The organism is Vibrio sp. 1580 (assembly GCF_033340055.1).
In genome coordinates, this window is the sequence record NZ_JAWOVT010000003.1 from 444,139 (window position 1) to 464,010 (window position 19,872).

General features: G+C 44.5%; 17 protein-coding genes. 8 read left to right on the top strand and 9 right to left on the bottom strand.

Annotated features, from left to right (window positions below; genetic code table 11):
- The 5 genes from R7093_RS07285 to R7093_RS07305 all read right to left on the bottom strand — a co-directional run.
- The coding region (locus R7093_RS07285) for a VWA domain-containing protein (RefSeq protein ID WP_318146579.1) at positions 1-1,338 on the bottom strand (1,338 nt) is incomplete at its 3' end.
- Entirely contained in the window at positions 1,331-2,335 is a 1,005-nt protein-coding gene (locus tag R7093_RS07290) for a vWA domain-containing protein (RefSeq protein ID WP_005383916.1), read from the bottom strand. The genes R7093_RS07290 and R7093_RS07285, both read right to left, overlap by 8 nt.
- A complete protein-coding gene (locus tag R7093_RS07295) occupies positions 2,328-2,804 on the bottom strand; it encodes a DUF4381 domain-containing protein (RefSeq protein WP_005375161.1) in 477 nt (158 codons plus the stop codon). Before R7093_RS07295 ends, R7093_RS07290 begins: the two co-directional genes overlap by 8 nt.
- Before the next feature lie 37 nt (positions 2,805-2,841).
- Positions 2,842-3,768: a DUF58 domain-containing protein gene (locus R7093_RS07300; RefSeq protein ID WP_025768548.1), complete on the bottom strand. Its 927-nt coding sequence runs from the start codon at positions 3,766-3,768 to the stop codon at positions 2,842-2,844.
- A gap of 13 nt (positions 3,769-3,781) precedes the next feature.
- Positions 3,782-4,738: an AAA family ATPase gene (locus tag R7093_RS07305; RefSeq protein ID WP_025768547.1), complete on the bottom strand. Its 957-nt coding sequence runs from the start codon at positions 4,736-4,738 to the stop codon at positions 3,782-3,784.
- Positions 4,739-5,048: 310 nt separating this feature from the next.
- On the opposite strand from R7093_RS07305, the gene R7093_RS07310 reads away from it, so the two are divergent.
- From R7093_RS07310 to R7093_RS07345, 8 genes are all read left to right on the top strand, one after another.
- The gene (locus R7093_RS07310; RefSeq protein WP_025768546.1) at positions 5,049-6,965 is read left to right on the top strand and encodes a methyl-accepting chemotaxis protein; all 1,917 of its coding nucleotides are present in this window, start codon (positions 5,049-5,051) and stop codon (positions 6,963-6,965) included.
- Between the two features lie 56 nt (positions 6,966-7,021).
- A complete protein-coding gene (locus R7093_RS07315) occupies positions 7,022-7,222 on the top strand; it encodes a restriction endonuclease subunit S (RefSeq protein ID WP_005375165.1) in 201 nt (66 codons plus the stop codon).
- A 246-nt stretch (positions 7,223-7,468) separates the two neighbouring features.
- Positions 7,469-8,137 (top strand): LuxR C-terminal-related transcriptional regulator, encoded by a 669-nt coding sequence (locus tag R7093_RS07320; RefSeq protein ID WP_021707603.1) that lies wholly within the window; start codon positions 7,469-7,471, stop codon positions 8,135-8,137.
- A 228-nt stretch (positions 8,138-8,365) separates the two neighbouring features.
- Positions 8,366-9,022 carry a LuxR C-terminal-related transcriptional regulator gene (locus R7093_RS07325; protein WP_031777174.1) on the top strand — a complete coding sequence of 219 codons (657 nt, stop codon included), beginning with the start codon at positions 8,366-8,368 and terminating at the stop codon, positions 9,020-9,022.
- A gap of 206 nt (positions 9,023-9,228) precedes the next feature.
- Complete coding sequence (locus tag R7093_RS07330) at positions 9,229-9,819, top strand: calcium-binding protein (protein WP_005375168.1); 591 nt, start codon at positions 9,229-9,231, stop codon at positions 9,817-9,819.
- Positions 9,820-9,971: 152 nt separating this feature from the next.
- Positions 9,972-11,690, top strand: a complete 1,719-nt coding sequence (locus R7093_RS07335; RefSeq protein ID WP_042521608.1) for a type I secretion system permease/ATPase — start codon at positions 9,972-9,974, stop codon at positions 11,688-11,690.
- A complete protein-coding gene (locus tag R7093_RS07340; protein ID WP_005383906.1) occupies positions 11,665-13,005 on the top strand; it encodes an HlyD family type I secretion periplasmic adaptor subunit in 1,341 nt (446 codons plus the stop codon). Before R7093_RS07335 ends, R7093_RS07340 begins: the two co-directional genes overlap by 26 nt.
- A 95-nt stretch (positions 13,006-13,100) precedes the next feature.
- On the top strand, positions 13,101-13,949 hold the full coding sequence (locus tag R7093_RS07345; protein WP_005375171.1) for a mechanosensitive ion channel family protein: 849 nt from the start codon (positions 13,101-13,103) through the stop codon (positions 13,947-13,949).
- Between the two features lie 95 nt (positions 13,950-14,044).
- Here R7093_RS07345 and fhuB read toward each other — a convergent pair whose 3' ends face one another.
- From fhuB to R7093_RS07365, 4 genes are read right to left on the bottom strand one after another with little or no spacing between them, the layout of a single operon-like run.
- Positions 14,045-16,012 carry a Fe(3+)-hydroxamate ABC transporter permease FhuB gene (gene fhuB / locus R7093_RS07350; RefSeq protein WP_047103935.1) on the bottom strand — a complete coding sequence of 656 codons (1,968 nt, stop codon included), beginning with the start codon at positions 16,010-16,012 and terminating at the stop codon, positions 14,045-14,047.
- Positions 16,009-16,938, bottom strand: a complete 930-nt coding sequence (locus tag R7093_RS07355; RefSeq protein ID WP_052767716.1) for an iron-siderophore ABC transporter substrate-binding protein — start codon at positions 16,936-16,938, stop codon at positions 16,009-16,011. Before R7093_RS07355 ends, fhuB begins: the two co-directional genes overlap by 4 nt.
- Positions 16,929-17,714 carry an ABC transporter ATP-binding protein gene (locus R7093_RS07360; RefSeq protein WP_005383893.1) on the bottom strand — a complete coding sequence of 262 codons (786 nt, stop codon included), beginning with the start codon at positions 17,712-17,714 and terminating at the stop codon, positions 16,929-16,931. The genes R7093_RS07355 and R7093_RS07360 overlap by 10 nt, the downstream gene beginning before the upstream one ends.
- 51 nt (positions 17,715-17,765) lie before the next feature.
- Positions 17,766-19,868 (bottom strand): TonB-dependent siderophore receptor, encoded by a 2,103-nt coding sequence (locus tag R7093_RS07365; protein ID WP_047103934.1) that lies wholly within the window; start codon positions 19,866-19,868, stop codon positions 17,766-17,768.
- Between the last annotated feature and the right edge of the window lie 4 nt (positions 19,869-19,872).

The window sequence follows — 19,872 nt, forward strand, 5'->3', positions numbered from 1 at the left end:
CTGTTTTAGCTTTTCTTCTACAACCGATAGGTTTTTCTTCGCGGCTTCAAAGTTAGGCTTATCCTCTAGCAGTTTTTTATACAAATCAGCCGCATCTTCTAATTGACCATTTTGAGCGAGCGAGTTGGCGAGGTTATAGCGGCCGTTAAGGGAGGCATCATGAGAAAATGCTTCGATAGCGGCTTCGTAGTCACCTTTTTGATAACTGGCGGCTCCTTTCCAGCTTGGGTTTGTAAATAGGTTTTGCGCCTGTTCATACTCACCTTGCTTGTATAGTTCCGCTCCTTGTTGGTCGGCATTTAAGAACGGATTAGCTTCTGCATGCGGTGTCCACGTTACTGGGACTGCAGTCGCAACTACCACCCAAATCAGGCCGCGTCGAAACAGTAAAGCCGCAGGAAGAAGTAACAACGGCAGTAACCAAAAGCCACTGTTGAGACGAGAATCAGTTTTAACTTCTTCGCTTTGGGTCGCAGAAAGCTGGCTACCAATGTTATTAGTAAAGGCCGCGATATTTTCAACATCACGGTTGGTGTGCTGAATAGGAACAAATAGACCGCCAGTTTTATTCGCTAGCGTCTGTAGGTTTTTCAGGTTTGTTTTCGCTACGACGGTTGTGCCTTGTGCCGTTTTTAGCAGAGAGCCATCGGGCAGCGCGATAGGCGCACCGTTAGGAGTCCCGACGGCAAGAACAGAAATGCGAAACTTTGTACCTTGGACTAAATCTAACGCGCGAGACAGCTCTGACGTATCAAGATCATCCGCTAACACGATGATATCGCCTTGTTGCGTGCCGGCTTGAGAAAACTGGTTGATCGCCAGTTCAATCGCGGCAGGCAGGTTTGCTCCTTGAAAAGGCATCAGCTCTGGTGACAAATTTTCGATAATCCCCGCAAGCGTGCTGGAATCAGTTGTCAGTGGACTTAAGTTATAGGCATCGCCAGCGTAAGCAATAAGTCCAGTGGCTCCCTCTTTCCATTTAGGCAGCAAATCGAGCGCCTTATAACGTGTTTGTGCTAGCCGATTGGGTTTGATGTCTGTAGCAAACATAGAGCGAGACATATCAAGCACCAAGATACGGTTTTGGTTTAACTCAAAGCTTGGTCGAGCATTGGACCGCCAGCTTGGCCCCGCTAATGAAATGCAAGTTATTGCCCAAGCTAAACCCCATAGAGTGAAGTAATGCTTAGACTGCGTGTTTTGTCCGAGCATCCGCGATAGGTGAGGGGCAATCAGTGTGGACTTTTGGGCTCTAAATTTGTGATTAAGCAAGAGTGCAATAGGGATCACGATGAGCCCCAAAAGCCAATAAGGATTGAGGAAAATAAACTCAGCCATGTTTTCTCCTTAATAGGAATAACAATACCGATAATACAAATGCAGCGCTTAATGGATATGGAAACCATTCAGACTGTGGGCGCCAAGTTTGTGTGTCGCTAGATACGGGTTCTAGCTGGTTGATGGTGTCATAAATCTTTTCGAGCTCTTCCGTATCTCGCGCTCGAAAATATTGTCCACCTGTCACCTCTGCCACTTTAGTCAGTGTTTGTTCATCTAAGTCGGCTGCGGTGTTGACTTTGCGAGTCATGAAAAACTCTTTCACCATCATTTCACCAGCGCCCACGCCCACGGTGTAAATAGTGGCGTTGTATTTTTTCGCAATTTCCGCTGCTTCTAGCGGCTCGAGCACCCCTGCAGTATTGCTGCCGTCACTGAGCAAAATCATGACTCGTTGCGGAGCATCACTGTCTACAAAGGTTTTTGTGCCTAACCCAATACCATCACCAATGGCGGTTCGTTGACCAACCAAGCCGATGACGGTTTGATTAATCTGTTGCATGACGCTTTTGCGGTCTGCAGTGAGTGGTGTTTGCAAATAAGCATGGTCGCCAAACAAAACAACTCCGAGACGGTCACCTTTTCTCTTTGCTACGAAATCAGACAGAACTTGTTTGACTGCTGTGAGGCGATCGATATATTCGCCGTTGAGTTCCATGTCTTCCTGCTGCATCGAACCGGACAGATCGACGACTAACATCAAGTCCCGATATTTGGGTTGGAATTCAACGGGATCACCAAACCAAACTGGACGTGCACAAGCGACGACAAGAAAGCCCCAGATCGCGATTGAAAGCGCTTTTTGCAGCGCTTGCTTAGGCTTGCTGCGATTCTCATTGGTTGGTAAGTACGCCAATTTGATCTCGGCTTGTTGAGATTCTTGTGGCAGGAACTTGTATACCAGCCAGGGGATGGGCAACAAAAACAGTGCCCACCACCAGACAAATTCAATGTTTAGCCATTGGGCAAGATCGGTTATGAGTGTTTGCTCAGTCACGGTTATTTGCCTTTTTCTTTGGTGGCAAAGCGTAGGTTATCCAAAAGACACAATCGTCTACCAAGCTTTGATGATGCCCTTGGGAGGAATTCTGATACAACGCTTCTTGCCACTGATGTTGTTTGTCTACGAATCGACTCTCTTTGGTATGGCTATCGAGAAATTCATACCAAGCGATTCCGGTTAATGGTGCGATCTCTTCACGCGGAAAGTAACTCAATGCTGCCTGGCGCAATATTTCCAGAGCAGAAGAGGGGGTATGAGGCGCGGTAGGTTGAGTTAAAAGTGTTAATGCTGTCTTTTTTGCGCGTAAGTGTTTTTTACGCCATCTCACATAAAGACAAATGCCGAAAACGAAGAGCAAGGTGGCTGCAAGCACCACCCACCATCCCCAAGCGAGCGGAAACCAATCCGGTGCGTTTGGCAAAATCAAAGGTTCAAGGTCTAGGCTTTGGTTGTTTGTTGTCATTATTATTACTGCTTAATAAATACTGCTTGTCAGTTTGTTAGCTTAATTGTGAAATTAAGGGCCAGCCACTTGATAGCGTGTTAAATGGAATTGCTATCGAATGGCACTGCTGCTTAATGGTTTCTTGATGTTGGGTAAAGTGGCTTTCGAGTTCTCTTCGTTGTCCTTTAGAGCCAAAGTTAAACCATTGACTATGCAGCCCATCCGAAGCTTTCACTTGACCTCTAAAGTCTGTTTCGCCTCTTTCTAACGGATCATAAAACTGAACGGCCCTTACGCTATTGTGTTGTTTGAGTCGACGTAGTTGTGCCAGTTCCGTTGGTGTTACGTGGGCAAAGTCACTGAGCATAATCAATTCGCTGCCTTTTGGGGTGAGCGTATGAAGTGTCTCCAATACTTGTGTATAAGGCAGTGTACGAGTGTCGTTGCTTGCAGTACGAGTTACTTGCGCATTATGTATGTCGACTATGGCGTTAAGAATCCGCAGCCCTTGTCTTTGTAAAGAAGAGGGGCGAAATTCAAGACATTGATGTCCGTCATCAATCACTGCGCCGATGCGATCTTTTTTAGCTAGAGTTAGCCAAATTAGAACACTGGCAAAGTGGGCCAATTGAACGGATTTGAGAACATACTTAGATCCAAAATGTAGACTAGAACTTAGATCAAGATAAAGAATGACCGCTTGCTCTTTATCTTCTGCAAACAACTTTGTATGTGCTTTACCGGTCCTAGCGGTGACTCGCCAATCAATGCTGCGAATATCGTCGCCAGGTTGATATTGGCGCACCTCCATAAAATCCATACCTCGCCCTTTTTGGCGACTGGTATGGTTACCACTCATCTGCGACCAGAGACTCTGTGCTGGTGGTAACCAACGTACAGATTGAGTGCGATATTGGAGCAGCTCTTCAAGGGTTAATGTCACCCCATTCGCATGAGGTGGTAATGAATGTGTAGCGGACATATCACTCACCTGTTTATGCACTGCCAACAAGGTTTAGCAGTTTATCGATGACCTGGTTTGCCGTAATACCTTCCGCTTGAGCGTGGTAACTCAACAATAAACGGTGGCGCAGTACCGGATAAGCCATGGTTTGAACATCTTCCGGAGAGACAAAATCACGACCAGCAAGCCAAGCGTGCGCACGTGCACAGCGATCAAGAGCGATGGTGGCACGCGGACTCACACCCATTGACAACCACTTGTCCAACTCAGTGTCATATTCGTTGGCTTGACGTGTCGCCATAACTAAACGGACGATGTACTGCTCTATCGTTTCCGCCATATGAATATCCAACACTTCTTTACGTGCGGTGAATATATCTTGTTGGCTTAACATTGGGCGTTCAACCTTTGCTTCGCCTTTTGCTTCTCCGCGGTTAATACGCAAGATAGATAGCTCATGCTCCGCATCTGGGTATTCCACTTCTAAATGCAATAAAAAGCGGTCTAGCTGCGCTTCAGGAAGGGGGTAGGTCCCTTCTTGCTCTATCGGGTTTTGAGTTGCCATAACCAAAAACAACTCTGGCAGCGGGTAGGTATGACGACCTGCTGTGACTTGTTTCTCTGCCATTGCTTCAAGCATTGCCGCTTGTACTTTGGCTGGCGCACGGTTTATCTCATCCGCAAGAATAAGCGAGTTGAAGATAGGACCTGATTGGAAAGTGAATTCTCCGGTTTCGGGACGGAAGATATCGGTGCCGGTTAAATCGGCTGGCAGCAAATCAGGGGTGAACTGAATGCGGTGGAAGTCGCCTTCAACACAGTCTGAGAGTGATTTTACTGCACGGGTTTTTGCTAACCCAGGAGGGCCTTCAACTAAAATATGCCCATCCGCAAGAAGCGCAACAAGCAGTTGCTTTACCAGATCTTGCTGTCCGATGATCTGCGACTCTAAGTATTGCTGAAGAGTTTCGAAGTTAGATTTATGCATGCTTTGGACTCTCGGTATCCATGTGATTTTCGTGTTGAGTATTGGTCATTTTCCATGTGAAAAAAGTTCCAACGCTCTATTGCAATTTATCTTTTCAATATTGGGACTCTACAGAGAATTGCAAGTACGTGCTATCTCTGAAAGTGCTTATTTGACAGTGTGTTACATTTATTTTTCATAATATAATGAGAAATGCCTCTAGTTTTGTACATATGAGCCGATAAAGATTCCGTGGTGTGCGTGTCATGAGATATGCACCTGATTCCCCTTGTGGGGCCAATAACAAGTGATTCTTTTAAAAGGTCCGAATATGTTGAAACTTCATTCCTTGAGCATCAAACAGAAGGTTGTACTTGGCATTACGTTTGCTGTTCTAGCATCAACAATCATTGTTGGTGTTATGGCTCAGCGTCATGCGAGAGATGTATTGAGCCATCGTCTTATTGACATCGAGCTACCTGCGATGTTGCAGCAAATCAATACCGAAATTGACCGCGAAGTTGTCGAAATGCAACAAGCGGCAAAACAGCTGGCTACAAACGAATTTATTGTTGAAGCCCTATCTAATACAGACCGTGATCCGTCAGTAGAAGTTCAGTTGGTTCAGCAGCTCAATAACGTTAAATCACAGTATGGTCTTAATGATGCGTCGGTAGCGAATCGTCAAACGGCATATTACTGGAATCAAAACGGATTCTTACGTCAACTTAACCGAACGCAAGATGCTTGGTTCTTTGGATTTACGTCGTCTGGTCAAGAAACGTCCGTGAGTGTGTTCCAAGAGGCAAATGGCGAAGTGAAAATGTTTGCCAATTTCCAAGATCTTAATGGTACATCAATGTCAGGTCTCTCTAAATCTATGGGAGACATGGTTACTTTGCTCAATGGGTTTAAAATTGAAGATACGGGTTACGTGTTCCTCACTAATGAACAAGGCCAGATTCAAATACACCGCCAACAAGGTAAGAACCAAACTTCTATCACTAAACTATTTGGTAGTGACGCAAGTGCGCTGTTGAACAAAAATAGCTTCAACCTAATTAATGTGGAGTTTGAAGGGCAGGATACTTTTGTTTCTAGTTTGTATGTTCCTTCAATGAACTGGTTTGTTATTGGCGTGGTTCCCGTTGATGAAGTATTCGCAGACCTGAATGCGACAGCTAAAAAAATGCTGTTTACGACCATCATTGTTGCCGTTGTATTCATCCTCATGGGCGTATGGTTAGCAAACAGTATTACGAAACCAATCCGGCTGATTGCCGATCGTTTTACCGACCTTGGGCAAGGTGAAGGCGATTTGGCGCAGCGTATTGAAATTAAGGGTAATGATGAAATTGCTCAGCTTTCAAAAGGCTTTAATGGATTTATTGAGAAGATTCATGCCACGATGAAAGAGGTTGCTTTAACCAGTGGCTCATTAAGTCAAGCGGCAGAAAGTGTGTCAACGAAAGCAACATCCACACACGACAACAGCCAAGAGCAGCGTGATCAAACCATTCAAGTAGTTGCAGCTATCAACCAAATGGGTGCGACCATCAGTGAAATTGCATCGAACGCTGCTACCGCTGCTGATACGGCAAATCAGGCTTCAGATAACACTCAAACTGGTCGAGAAGTTGTGATGAAAGCAAAAGAGGTGATCAGCCGCCTAGCCGATGATGTTGAAACAACCAATATTGTTGTTACGCAGTTGGCGTCGACAACCAAAGATATTGGCTCGATTCTGGGTGTAATTCGTGACATCTCTGAGCAAACGAATTTACTTGCGCTAAACGCTGCAATTGAGGCTGCTCGTGCTGGTGAGCAGGGACGTGGTTTTGCGGTTGTTGCTGATGAGGTAAGAAACCTAGCTTCACGCACGGCTGATTCTACAGAAGAGATTCAGCGCATGATCAATCAGCTTCAAAGTGACGCACAAGACGCGGTAAGTGCTATGGAAGCGGGCAAAGCGGTCACCATAGAAGGGGTTACTTCTACCGATGAAGCAGTCGAGGTATTAATCAGTATTTCTGAACGAATCACCGACATCTCTGATCGTAATACACAAGTTGCAACGGCGACGGAAGAGCAATCCACGGTGGTGCATACCATTAATCAAAATATCGAAGAAATCAACGCGATAAATGAAATGACAACCGCGACAGCAGAAGAGTTGGCGGATGCAAGTCGCGATCTTCAAGCGCTCTCTTCTCGTTTAGACAAGATGGTTGGTAGCTTCAAGTTATAGAGTTGGATAGAATAGGCGAAGTTTAAAAGTTCAATCATTAATTTTAGGTAAGTACTATGAATGACTTCGAAAAAGAACTAGAGCAAATTTCTCAAGAAACCGCTCAGGAGCCAGAAGTAAAACTGCCGTCGCTAGAAGAGCAAAAAGCGATCGTCGCTGAGCTGAAAAAGCTGGAAGCGGAAGGTAAGCTGACGCCAGAAGTGTTAGAACAACACTTTGGTAAGTTTAACCAAAAAAACGCAGTTCCAATCCACTAAGTTAGGTGGTGTTTTGCCTCTAACGTGCGTGATTAAATCACCTGCTCAAACACAAAAAGGGAGTTTATACTCCCTTTTTTAATGTGTGAAAAATGCTAATACCTCTCACATACTTGCCACTTAAAAATTATTGACACTTCAATGAGTTATTAATTAGTACTAGTGATTTTCATACTTGACAATACTACCGCTCTATCTAAATCTATTGCGTATTTCAATAAAAACGACCAAGGGAATGCGATCAGGATGGAGCAGCAAAAAAAAAGAAACGTTATTTTAATCACGGAGGGAAGTCTACAGTCATCTCTGTTGAAAGATGTATTGGAGACCAAACTCGGTATTAGTGTTGCTCTAATCACGCCAGATAATCTGATTCACGGAGTGTTACATGAATCTCTTGCATCAGCCATTATTGTTGATTGCAGCGTGATCACGGATGAAATTTTTCGCCGTTATGCGGAGTTTAAAGCGGCCAAGCAGAAAGACACGCTTGAAATCTTAATTAATTGTGAGCAATCCATATCGACAGAAGATCTCTTTGCTTGGCGTACTTTGGCCGGTATTTTCTATACCTCTGATGATATAAAAACGTTGCAAGTTGGTATTGGTAAGGTGCTTCAAGGAGATATGTGGTTCAGCCGTAAGTTTTCTCAGCAGTACATTACTTACCTTCGTCGACATTGCAAACCTATAAATAAGAATGTTTCCGCTATTCTGACCAAACGAGAGCAACAAATAATTACCTTTCTTTCCATGGGGGCGTCCAATCAACAAATCGCCGAACAATTATTTGTCAGCGAGAATACGGTAAAAACGCATTTACATAATATTTTCAAGAAGATTGATGTGAAAAATAGAGTTCAAGCACTTATTTGGGCAAAGGAAAATATTTCAGACAACTCGTTAACGGTGTAATGCTATTGCAATATTAGGTTGCCTAATTTAGTAAACTCTTAATAATTTCTGTGACCTGAATGTGTTAAAAGTGTTTCTTTTATGAGAAACACTTTTTTTGGTTCTCTTTTTAATAACTTTAGAATTTAAAAAAGTAGCAAATAACTTTACTCTGTGAACTAGCACTTACATATCAAACTAAGTGCTGACGATTAACTACTAATTTAAGAATGTTAAGTCACTGAAAGTATGAGAAACATTATGGAACAGTATATGGAAAAGCCTGAAATCCTAATGCTCACTCAACAAAGTTTACAGAGTGAAAACTTTAAGGAAATGCTTTCTAAAAATACAGAAACTAAAATAACGATCATTGATACTAAAAACCCTAGTTATCATGAACTCATTCCGGAACGCTACTTTTTGCTTGTTGATTTTTCAGTTGAGATTCCTTCCGAAACTTTAGTTTATTTAAAAGATAGTAATAAAGTGCTAGGAACCATAATGCTTAATCTAGGTTATGACTTAGACACAGAAGAACTCGCTTCTTGGCCTCATGTAAAAGGTATATTTGGTCCAGGAGATTCAATGGACAAGGTTTGTCAGGGATTAAAAGCAATAATAAAAGGGGATAATTGGCTGTCTCGAAGATTACTTGATCAGCTAGTAAATTATTATCGAGGCAGAGAAGTAAATAGCATTATCGAACCTGCTATTGAGGTTGAGCTTACTCGGCGTGAAGTTCAGGTTTTAAAAATGTTGAAAGAAGGTGGTTCAAATATGGAAATCGCTGATTCTTTATTTATCAGCGAGCATACTATTAAATCACATCTATACAATATTTTTAGAAAGTTAGAAGTAAAGAACCGTACGCAAGCTACAAGTTGGGCTAAGAGAAACCTGTAGTACTAGTATTAACTTGCTGTAATAAAAAGAAAATACTCTATAAAGTACTAAATTTTATATTTATTATTAAAATGTCAGTCTGAAATATCATCCCATATTCAAACTTATTCCTATTCAGTTGACTATTAGACTTCTCATGTCGTGACGAATCTAGTCAGACGTGGAACAGAAGGTCTATTCAATTAATAAGCTAAGAGGGAATAAAAATGAGCGCAAGTGACAATGACACGTATTTAGGCGATGCAGGTGTAAATAACCAATTTGCTGATTTCGATGGCGGCGATGATTTGTTTATCGGTTTTGGTGGTAATGACTCGTTTGTTGGCGGTGGCGGTAATGATTATGTGATCGGCGGCGACGGCGACGATCGCCTAACTGGTGGTGCTGGAGATGACATCCTTAGGGCTGGTACAGGAAACGACTACCTCGGCGGTGGTACCGGTAATGACTTGCTGTTGGGTTTGCTGGGCGACAATAAATTAAATGGTGGTGTCGGTGAAGATATTCTTGTTGCTGGTTCTGGTGACAACGTTTTAGTTGGCGGCAGCAATGGCGATAAGTTTGTGTTCACGGATAAGTTTGGTGGCCATGGCGAAGCCAAAGTTGTTGATTTCACCATTGGTGAAGACTCTTTGCACATCATTAGCGACTCTGTCACAGACTTTGGTGATTTAAGCTTTAGCTACGATGCAGTTGGGAATGCAGTGTTTACCGATGGGGCTGATCTAACAGTGAAACTTATTGGCGTGACTGAAACTGACATCAACACCTATGGTGCTGATCTGTTCGTAATCTAAACGACTGAAAATAACTCTGGATGGGAATTAGTTTGCGTGGCTCTGCCATGCTGAGGTGAACTAATCGGACACTCTAGAGCGATTTGAGGTTACCTTAAGCTAGGCGCTAGTATTTCTGGCGCCTACAATTTTCACGTTAAACGGAAGTAGTCGTGCAAAAAACGGTTTTCAAAGAAGTGAAACAAAAACTATGCACGCTTGCGGGCTTGCTGATCGTTTTTAGCCTTTTTATCAACTTATTGGTTCTCTCGATTCCGTTGTACATGCTTCAAGTGTACAACCGAGTGATATCTTCCTACTCAACCGATACTTTATTCTTGCTCACTGTCATCGTAATTGTCGCGTTGTTAACCATGTCCATCATCGACATTGCACGAGCACAAATGAGTAAATCTTTTGGTTATTGGATGGACACAAAACTCTCCGCTTTCATGCTCAAGCGCACGATTCAATATCAATCACATACCGGGAAGAGTTATACCTCGCAAACTCTGAGAGACATTCAGAACATCAAAAGCTTTTTGAGCAGTCAAGCACCTTACCCACTGTTGGATGCGCCCTGGACACCGCTGTTTATTTTATTTGTGTATTTATTGCACCCGATATTAGGTCACATCGCGTTACTTGGATCTATCGTATTGTTTAGCCTAGGTCTACTTAATGAGCTAATGACGCGTAAAACAATGCAAGAGAGCGAAGTCAGAGCGATTTCTCATATCAACAACGCTGAATTAGCCACGCAAAACTCCAATTCAATTCTCGCAATGGGGATGATGAATGCATTTTTAGAGAAGTGGCAGTCGCGCGTGAGTGAAGTGAATGTGCTTGAAGAGCGAGTTGCAGGTAAGTCTATCTACATGGCTAACTTTTCTAAGTTTGTGCGTGGATCACTACAGATATTTTTACTGGGAGGTGGTGCATGGTTAGTAATCCAACATGAGATAACGGCAGGGGCGATGATCGCGAGCTCCATATTAATGAGTCGGGCATTATCGCCGATGGAGCAGGCGATAGGCACGTGGCGAAGTGCGATGTCTGCTAAAGGCGCCTATAAAAGGTTGAAAGAAATCGATGCGATCGTGCGCCAAGATGAATCAGATATGCCACTGCCTAAACCAAAAGGACACTATGAGCTTACCGGACTGGCCTATCGCCATCCTGGAGCAACCGAACCAGTGCTCTCATCGCTCAGCTTATCGATTCCTCCGGGTGTTGCTGTTGGGGTGATTGGCCCTTCTGGTACGGGTAAATCGACGTTTGCTCGGCTGTTATTAGGTACGGTTAAGCCATTAGCGGGTAAAGTGACTCTTGATGGTATGGAAGTTTCCGTATGGGCATCTGAAGATCGCGGCGTACATTTTGGGTATCTCGCTCAAGAGGTGGAGTTATTTCCTGGCACAATTCGAGAGAACATCGCACGCTTTAAAGAAGAAGACCCCGCTAAAGTCATCAAGGCGGCGCAACTAGCAGGATGTCATGAATTAATACTCAAGAAAAACAAAGGCTATGATTGCATTATTGGTGAAAATGGCCGTGGTTTATCTGGGGGGGAAAGGCAGAGAATCGCTCTTGCAAGAGCCGTTTATGGCGACCCATCTATTGTGATTTTCGATGAAGCGAATGCCAACCTCGATGGTGAGGGAGAGGCTGCTTATCAACGTTTGATTGCCCATTTAAAAGCACAGAGTACAACGATTATCGTCATTGCCCACAATCCGAGTACGTTGCGACAAATGGATAGGCTGTTGTATTTGGCTGACGGCCGAGTCAAGTTATACGGCGCTAAAGATGAAGTATTAAAACGTTTGATGGGCGAAGAAAGAACAGATATCCCAAGGGTAAGAAATGAGCAATCAACTGCCAACCGTTAATCAGAGTTCTACCGAGATCGTATATCGTTTTAGCCCCAAAGCGAGACTAAGCTTTCGAAAACCAATTTTACTCGGTGTGGTGACCTTAAGTGTTTTTCTTGGAGGTCTTGGCTACTGGGCTGCAACAGCCAAATTAGAAAGTGCAGCGATTGCTTATGGTGATTTGTCAGTTCTCACTAAGCGACAAGAAATTCAGCATTTAGAAGGCGGTATTATTGAAAAGCTATATGTACAGGAAGGGGATTTAGTCGAAAAAGGTCAGTTATTAATTCAACTTTCTAAGCGTCAAGCTATGGCTAAGTTGGACTCGTTAAGTGGTCGTTTTATCCATACTCTAGCAAAGGAAAACCGTTTAAGTGCGGAGCTTGATGAGCTTCCAACGATTGTATGGTCTGATGATCTTGAAAGCATTCCCCGTGTCGATATCGTCCAAGAAGCACAACTGGTTCAAAACAAGATCTTTGAAGCGAGAAAGCGATTCTTTGATAGTAAACTGAGTATCATTGAGCAGAGTATTTCTGGAGCAAATTTAGAGCTTGAAAACCTTCAGCAAACCAAAGTGATTGAGACGGAACGGCTCAACTTTATTGCTGAAGAAATAGACAGCAACCAAGCCTTGGTGCAAAAAGGTTTCTCGGGAAAATCTACTTTACTTCAACTCAAGCGCTTAGCAGCGGAGGTGAGAAGTACCTTAAGCCAGTTAGATAGGCAGTCGCTCACCGTTAGAAAAAGGTTAGATGAGAACCTAGCGCAAATTGAAGAGTTGAAGCTTGAAAGGCTGAATGAGATTGTCGAGGAACTACGAAATACCAAAACGGAAATTGTCGCAATTCGGGAAGAATATCGCTCCGCTCAAGATATTGTCGCAAGAACAACGATCAACGCACCTATTTCTGGTCGCGTAGTCAACATGCAAGTGTTTACCGAAAAAGGTGTGATTGGCTCGGGTGAAACGTTACTAGAACTGGTCCCGCAAGACGATAAGTTGTTAGTCGAGGCTCGTGTTAATCCTCAGGATATTGATTTAGTGAATCCAGGCCAGCAAGCGCATGTTCGTCTGACCGCTCTGAATGCACGGACGTTGGCACCTTTAGACGGTACTGTGCTGACGATTTCTGCCGATAAGCTCTCGCAAGAAAACCAAGAAGATTTTTATCTCGCTAGAATTGCAATTTCACCGGAAGACGTGACAAAACATCGTTTAACCTCAGGCATGAATGCCGAAGTGCTGATTTTATCTGAGCCACGAACGCCATTGAGCTACCTAATAAAGCCAATTACAGAAAGCATGAATCGCGCCTTTAGAGAGGAGTAATTTCAAAAAGACTTGAGTGAGCACGGACAACAGACAAAATAATTTGTTATCGTTAGCTGTTACTGGGCCGTATTTTTATTCGAGGGAGCCGTGGAATGGAGAAAGTGCAGTTAGTTGTCGATTTTCTTCTCACTCATAAATTGATTTTTACCGCACTGATCTTTGCGATTATGTGGTTAATTCGTCGTGCAATTTTATCGATGATTCGTGGTGATCACGCTTTTCTCTCAGAAGATCAGCGTAGTTGGATGTCCAGAACTAAAAATGGCACCTTTGCTGTTACATTACTGATTTTATTTATTTTATGGCAATCAGAAATTAACGAGTTTGCTCTGAGTGTAACGGCGATTGCCGTTGCCATTGTAGTGGCATCCAAAGAAATCATTTTGTGTTTTACGGGTTCGATTCAAAGAGCAAGTTCACGTTCTTTTCGCGTTGGGGACTGGATTGAGGTCGGGAAGTTATGCGGTGAAGTGATTGAGCACAATATGATGGCGACGGTGATTCAAGAGATCGACCTGCATCATGGGCAATATCATTACACCGGCAAAACAGCGACATTGCCTAATAGTATGTTCTTTACCTATCCAGTAAAGAACCTCAACTTCATGAAGCGGTACGTTTACCACAACTTTTCTGTAGTGGTGAAAGACTTCGTCAATTTGTATCCACTGCTACCGATTTTAACTGATAAAATTGAAGAACATTGCAGTTACTTTGCTGATGTTGCACATCGTTACAATGCGATGATTGAAAAACATGCCGGTGTTGACCTTCCTGGTTCTGAGCCACATATGCATATTTCTAGCAACATTAATGGTGAACAAATTCTGCACGTGATGATTTTCTGCCCAACCGATAAAGCGAACCACTTAGAGCACTTAATTCGTAAGGACTTTATGGAACTTTATGAGCAGCGTTTTCCTGTAGTGCGAGAAGAATAGAGCATCGTACTTCGCCTTTCATTTCAAACCCCGCTATCAAAATAGCGGGGTTTGTTTTTCTTAGCGTATTTTTAGGCTGTAACAATATTCCCAACTTAGCTGAATTTACTCTTCAGCATTAAAAATAGGAAGTAAGTGCTGCCTATAATAGCGACCAACGTGCCAGCTGCGACCTGACTTGGATAAATAGCGATTTGTCCTAGCCAATCTGCCCACAACATTAGGGTTGCGCCAATTAAGGCACCGACACACAGTTGCTCTTTCACTTTTCTTGCTCCTAACATCATCGCCATATGGGGAGCGACCAAGCCAACAAAAGATATTGGACCAACTGTAGCGGTAGAAAAGGCGCATAACAAAGCAACGATGGTGAGCATAAGCGTATTGGCTACGGTAGGGTTAAGCCCTCGTGCATTTGAGAATTGTCGCCCGATGGAAATTAGTGTTAGCCAACGAGAAATCGAGAATACAGCGGCAAGCAGAACTATTATGGCCAAACATAGCATCAGTGCGGTGTCGGCTGTGACTCGATAAATAGAACCAGTTAGCCACAATAAAATTTTGTAACTGTCACCTGAGCCTTGAGCTAGCGAAAATTGAACGAGGGCTTCTAATAGTGCCGTTAGTGCGATGCCGGACAACACGAAGTTAGATGGATTAAAATGGCTTCGTTTACCGATAATCAGCAATAACATCAATACGGACATACTTCCGAAAAAAGCGATACCCCAGCTAAATGCGGAGAGAAGCGACCCAGCGATGACTCCTGTCGTAATAATGGCAAACGTGGCTCCGGAAGACACACCGAGAATATCGGGACTTGCCAGAGGGTTATAAACAATGCGTTGCAAAATGATTCCGGCAACGGATAGCGCAATACCGACAGAAAGTGCGGTTAACATTCTCGGCCAACGCAATTGCCATTGGAACTCACCTGGCACAGACCATTGAATTCCGTTTATACCATGGGTAACGAATGAGTAAGCTAGAATCCCAACCAGACTGAATAGCGCAATGCTGCATACCGCGCGTTTAGAAAGCGCCGTTTTTCCTTGGCTCATTGAAAGGTTAAGTTGATCGGTTGCCGTCAGCTTTTTACGAGTAAACCAAATTAAAGCGGGAGCGCCAATAGCTGCAGCCGCTACGCCGCTAGGAATGGTTTCCTCTAACCATAAGCTCAGCGAGATAGCGGCAGAGTCTGTGATGATTAGTAGCATTGCGCCCAAAAGCATGCTGCTGATCAATTCGTCGCGCGGTGTTCTTGCCCCCATCGCTCTGGCAATATTGGGTGTCAGTAACCCGATGAAGCTGATAATGCCAACTGCGGTGATTGAGGCAGATACCAGCCAAATACCCATCACCATTAACGCACCAAACGCGGGTAATACCGCTAAGCCTCGGGCTGCTGCGCCTTCTTGTCCTAGTTTCATTAAGGTCAGAATACGTGGTGCGACGATCAAAATTACGATTGCGATAGCGCAGCGAGGCAATAACCACTCAAACCAATCCCAGCTGTATTGAGAGAGGTCTCCGGCTCCCCACATAAAAATATTCTGTGCGAACTGGGCGTTTAAAATAATAATGGCTGTGGCGATAGAACCAAGCAAGATATTGATCACCATCCCCGAAACGACCAGCGGCAAACCTGTCATATTACGCACGCCTGCAATTGATACGATCAGGCCAAACGCCACTAAAGCCCCCACCATTGCGGCTAATGCAGAGTAATCGGCTACCCAATCGACGAACCAAATGTTTACCACGACTAATGCAAGCCAAGCACCAGAAGAGGTGCCAAGAGTCAACGGCGAGGTGAGGTTATTCTGCGTTAATTGCTGCATTAAGCTGCCGGTGAGACCAAGCATGGCACCAACAAGCAGGGTCATACTTAACCTAGGAAGCTGCGCTTGCGTAAAGAATACATCACGAAACTCGGTTGCTACCTCTGGTTTTGTTAATAATTGCCATTGTTCGAAAAGTGATAAATTAGTATCAATTTGTAGGCTAAAGACGCTAAGTAACGTAATCAGCGCCAGATAACCAATATAATGTTTCGTTCTCATTGTTCTGGTGCCAACTCTATTAGACTGTCGGTAATCGCTTCAGCGGTGTATTGCAAAGACATGGCACCGCCATACGCCCACACTGCTCTGACTGAATTTACCCGCTGCTTCTTTACAAACGGCATCGCTTGCCAAAGTGGCGACTCTTTCAGTTTTCGTTCTTCTGGGAAAGGCTGTACGTAGAGAACGTAGCTGTTTTTGAGGCCCTGAAGCCGATTGATTCGATCTTGCTTTACTCCCCACGCACGTGGGTCCTCTTTAATTGGAGCCTGTAATCCCAGTTTTCTAACCACGTAGTCAGTGGTGGAGTTTTCGGTTGCAAGTAATACAGTATTCGGGGTTGAAAATCGCATCACAAGAACGCTGAGTGGAGCAGAGTAATAGTGGCGAATTCGCTGGCGCATCTGCGCAAATGAAGCATCTAATTCTGCCAGTTTCTGTTCAGCAAGTGCCTCTTTATTGAATAGCTTGCTGAGCGTACGAAAGTGACGAATGGCCGTTTCAGCTGCGGCCTCATTTTCAGAAAAATTAGGTAAATAGATTACCGGAGCAATTTGTTTGAGTAACGGAATCAAGTCTTGCTGTGGAGACGCAGCAAGGATGACATCTGGTTTCAAACTGGCTATTTTTTCTAAGTTGGGCTCTGCTCGGGTTCCAATATCTTCAATTGATTCTGGTGCAGTTGGATTGACGACCCATTGGCGGTAGCCTGGTAAATTTGGGGCTGCGATTGGTTCTACGTTTAGCGCCAAAACTTGTTCTAAGATGTCCCAGTTTAAGGCTACAACGCGTTGTGGCGCGTGCTCAAAACTATGCTCACCATATTCATCGGTAACGGTGATGACTGCATGTGCATTGGTCATAAAAAATGCGAGGAGAAAAGCAGATTGTGTAACCACGGTAAGTAAACGAGCCATTATGCGCATACAACAGCCACCTTTTGGCTCGCTAATGTGTTAGCCGGGCTTGGGTGCTCAATCAGCTTAATTGGTGACTCATATAGTTTAGAAAGGCGTGCCTCGTCTAACAACATGTCGGCGTTGCCTTCAAAGGCAATCTTACCTTTTTTGAGCGCAACAATGTGGGTGGCGTAGCGCAGTGCTAAGTTCAGATCGTGCAGGATCACGATAATGCCTACATTCTCGGTTCGATTCAGTTCTGCCAGCAGCGCCATTAGTTGAAACTGATGGTGAACATCGAGCGCCGAGGTTGGCTCATCGAGAATTAAAATTGGCGATTGTTGAGCCAGTAGCATAGACACCCAAGCACGTTGGCGTTCGCCGCCCGATAAGTCATCCGCCAAAGCTTGAGCAAAAGGTGTAACTCCTGTTCGTTCCATAGCCTGCGTGATGATCTGTTTGTCTTCGGTTTTCCAACGACCAAGTGCCCCACGCCACGGAAAGCGACCTAAGCGCACTAGCTCTTCTACCGTTAAACCAGCCGAAGAGGGCAGCTTTTGTGGCAAATAGGCGATCTGTTTTGCCAACTCTTTGGTTTTGAGTGATGAAAGGGAAGTATCGTTTAGTGTTACCGTGCCTTTATCTGGTGGCATTTGACCAGAAAGCAGGTTCACCAGTGTCGACTTACCTGAACCGTTATGGCCTAAAACGACCGTTAGCTCATTTGTTGGGATGTTAAGTTGTTCGATGCCGAGGATCTGACGTCCACCTCGCACGATCTCAATATTAGACAGTTGAAACATGGATGGCTCTTAGGAGAAAACTCCCCTCAATAGAGGGGAGTAGAAGTACAATTACCAGCGGTAGTTTGCGTTTAGCATAACAGAGCGAGACTGGCCGTAGTAACACCAGTAATCGCAACCTGAAACAAACTCTTTATCTAGGATGTTGTTCACGTTTAGCTGTGCTTGCCACTGTGAAGTGATGTCGTAAGTGACTGACGCATCCCAAAGAGTGACTGAAGGAACCGTTAGGTTCGAGCTCTTAGGGTTATCTTTTGACTCACCTACGTAGCGCACACCAGTACCGATATTGAGGCCTGGAATCAGGCTGTAGGCGCTGTAGTCTACCCATGCAGAAGCTTGGTGCTCAGGAATAAGTGCGGCTTGTTTTTTACCTTGGCCAAAGCTCTCATCTGTTTTCGCTTTAGTGTAGGTGTAGCTTGCCATCAGTTTTAGATCGTCGGTTAGCTGCGCCGTGCTTTCAAGCTCAATACCTTGAGATGTCACTTCACCTGTTTGTGTCGCAATCCATGTTGATGGGTTAGTGACCAACGCGTTCTTTTGCGTGATGTCGAACCATGCAAGGTTGATAAAGCCATCCATAAAGCTTGGCTCATACTTCACACCCACTTCTACTTGCTCGCCTTCCAGCGGTTTGTAAAGTTCATTGGTTGCCGCATCAATAGTGCTGATCACTTCAAACGACTGAGAGTAGTTTGCGTAAGGTGACAGGCCATTGTTTGCAAGGTACATCACACCCGCACTTAGAGAGAGCTGACCATCATCACGAGATTCACTTTGATCAACGGTAGCGCCTTTGCCAGAGTTTTCTGTTTTCACCCAGTCGTAACGAGCACCGATGTTACCAATCCACTGTTCATGCAGTTTCAATTGGTATTGTGAATAGAGACTTGCTTGAGATTTCTCAATCTCACGTTTCACGTTGTTGGCAGGATCAAGAGGGGTGAAGTTGCCGTAAACTGGGTTCCACGGGTTTATAGTGCCAAATGCATAGTTGTCTTGCTCGTCGCCATCGGTTTTGTGGAATTGCAGATCCATACCGATAAGCACTGTGTGCTCTGCGTTGTCTGTCATCCAGTTGCCGACAGCATTGTTATCGAACGTGATGCTCTGGTTTTTTCCGTCACGGAATACGATGCCTTGCGTTAATTCTTCTTTCGCTGGATCGTTGTTTGAGAACGCGTAAGAGCTGCGCAAGTACAACTCATTCGAACCGTAGTTGAGGTTTTGCGAGAGTGACCACGTGTCATTGATGTCGTGCTCTAGTAAGTAACCTAGAGAAAACTGCGTGCGTTCGTATTTATCGTAGTTTGGCTGACCAAGGTTAGTCGAAGGATCGATTTTGCCAAAGTTAGAACCAATCAGAGTACCTGCTGCCGGGAAGAATGGGTTAGTTGGTACACCGTCATCATGAAGGTAAGTTGCCAAAACGGTCAGCATTGTACGGTCAGAAATGTCGAACTCGACACTTGGCGCTAGGTAGAAACGCTCGTTGTTTGTGCCGTCCAGTTCACCATCTTGGCTTGTCATCAAGCCAACCAAACGATAGCGCACAGTGCCTGCGTCGTTTGCTTCGTCAGCAATGTCAAAACCTACGGATTGGTGTTGGTTGTTGCCAACTTCGACTTTTACTTCGCCTTGAGGCGTAAACGTTGGTTTTTTCTGAACAGCATTCACGATACCGCCTGGTGCCGATTCACCAAACAGAATAGCCGATGGACCTTTAACGACTTCTACACTTTCTAGGCCGTAAGGTTCGACCAACCATGTGTAGTAACCATCGCGGAATAGGCGGTTGCCGTTTAGGTAAGTCGCTGCATCAAATCCACGAACTTTGAACCAATCAGTGTCGTTGTCTGCGCCATAAGGCTGAGCGGTTACACCAGACGTGTAGCGTAATGCTTCATCTAGTTTTTTCGGTGCACGAACACGAAGTTCATCTTCAGGAATGATAGATACGCTGCGAGGCGTTTCTGCCGCAGGGGTTTCTACTTTAAGTGCTTGCGCGGTGACCGTTATGGTCTCCATGGCAATCACGTCATCTTGTACGACGTCTTCTTGAGCTTGTGCTGTGAATGCAACCACTGCTGTAGGTGCTAAAGCACAAACCAACGCGTTGCGGATAGCGATGGTCAGTGAGTTATTCTTTTGCATAAAT